Below are 2126 nucleotides of genomic sequence, written 5' to 3' on the forward strand. Positions count from 1 at the left end.
AGGCCCAAAACAAGCTCGCCGGCATCCTCAACGATGCCGGCGAACTGGGCGCCGAGATGGTCATACAGACGGCCGATGGCCTGGAAAAGGTCGCCCTGGGTAACCTCAATGCCCGGGGCAATGCGCAGGCAGCGGCAACCCAAATACGGGCCGCCGGCAACCAACTGCTGCACGACCCAAAGGCGGCTATCAGCAACTTTTTCAGCGCCACCTTCAACGCCTACAAGGCCGCCGGCAAGGCCGTCGTCAACACGGCCGTGAAAGCCGGCACGTCCGAGCAGGTTCGGTACGCCGTTGCCGCCAACGTCGGCGAGTTGCGCACCCTCGCTCCCAAGATCAAAAGCCAGATGGCCAAACTGGCCGACCCCGCCACCGCACAAAGCATCGGTTGGCTTTTGGCCAAGCTCGCCGAGGCCGTCGCACGTTGGCGTAAAAAGAAAGCTGCAGGCAACGCCACCAACGTCCATCCCACCAAAACGAGCGAAGCCCGCAAGAAGGGACACGAAGGCCAACTGGAAATTACGAACAGCCAGCACCCAGCGAAGGGGAGCCCCGGCTGCAAGAATTGTCCGGCACCGGCCGGCACCGGACCGAGCATCAGCTTCGCCACCGGTGACGAAACGCTCACCCACACCGATTTCGTCCTACCCAGCCTGTTCCCTATCGATTGGACGCGCACTTACCGCTCCAGCCTTGGCGCTTACGACAGCAGCGAGCAGGGCGCCCGCTGGATCACGCCTTACACCACGCGCTTCGATGTCATCAACGAGCACGGCATTGAAAGCGTCCTCTACCACGCCGCTGACGGCCGCAGCCACGCCTACCCGCTACCCGAAGTTGGCAGGTTCCATCACGACCCCATCGAGAGCGTCACGCTCGTCCGCGTTTCGGAACATCGACTGACGCTCGCCCACGGCTTTGAAAGCCAGGAAGCCTATCAACGTCACGGCCAGTCCTTCCGCCTGACCGGCATCACCCTGCGCAGCGGAGCCGGTATCGCCTTGCACTACGATCACCGCATCGGTGAACGCACCGTCCTGTCGGACATCATCGCCTACCAAGGCCAGACCACACTCGCCCACGTCGGCATTCGACTGGATGATGCTGGCCGCATCGCCGAACACTGGCAAATAGAAGACGGCCAATTGGTCCGCCAGCTCTCGCGCTACACCTACGACGAAGCGGGCGACCTCGTCATGGCCCAGGACGAGAATGCCGCCCATTGGGACTACACGTACCAACACCACCTCGTCACCCGCTACACCGACCGCACTGGCAGAGGCATGAACCTGCAGTGGAACGGCGAAGGCCCACATGCCAAAGCCATCCGCGAATGGGCCGACGACGGCAGCTTCGACACCCGCCTGGAATGGGACGAGAACATCCGCCTCACCTACGTCACTGACGCGCTCGGCCACGAGACCTGTCACTACTACGACATCCTCGGCTACACCTACCGCATCAAACACCCCGATGGCCGCTCGGAATGGCTTTTCCGTGACGACGCCAAGAACGTCATCCAGCATATCCACACCGATGGCAGCATCGACCGCTTCACCTACGACGAACGCGGCAACCTCGTCGAGCACATCCGCGCTGACGACAGCGCCATCCACTATGCCTACGATGCCCACGACCAGCTCATCAAAATCCGCGATGCAGAAGGCGGCCTCTGGCAGCGCGACTACGACACCCGGGGCAACCTCACCGAAGAGATTGACCCGCTGGGCAACAAGACCGAATACAGCTACAACAAGGCCGGCCTGCTCACCGAAATCACCGACGCCAAGGGTGGGAAGAAGCAGTTCGGCTACAACGCAGCCGGCCAACTCACCAGCTACACCGACTGCTCCGGCAAGACCACCACCTGGCAATACGACCCGCGTGGCCGCCTGGAGAAAGTCACCAACGCCGCAGGCGGCGTCACCCGCTACGAATACGAAGCCGGGCAACTCGCCAAGGTCATCCACCCCGATGAGACCGCCGAGCGTTTCGAGCGCGATGCCGAAGGCCGCCTGCTCGCTCACACCGACGCGCTGCAACACCGTACCGTCTGGACCTACTCCGAAGCCGGGCTCATTCGCCGACGCACCGATGCCGCCAACGGCGTCATCGAATACCAGTGG

Annotated in this window: 1 protein-coding gene; it reads left to right on the forward strand. The window is 62.7% G+C overall.

Translation table 11 applies throughout. The annotated features are described in order from the left end of the window. On the forward strand, window positions 1-2126 hold a 2126-nt coding region (locus R2N16_RS25355), incomplete at both ends, for a DUF6531 domain-containing protein (RefSeq protein ID WP_316669796.1).

Origin of the sequence: Ralstonia psammae, from assembly GCF_958405935.1 — a bacterium.
Classification (GTDB): Bacteria; Pseudomonadota; Gammaproteobacteria; order Burkholderiales; family Burkholderiaceae; genus Ralstonia; species Ralstonia psammae.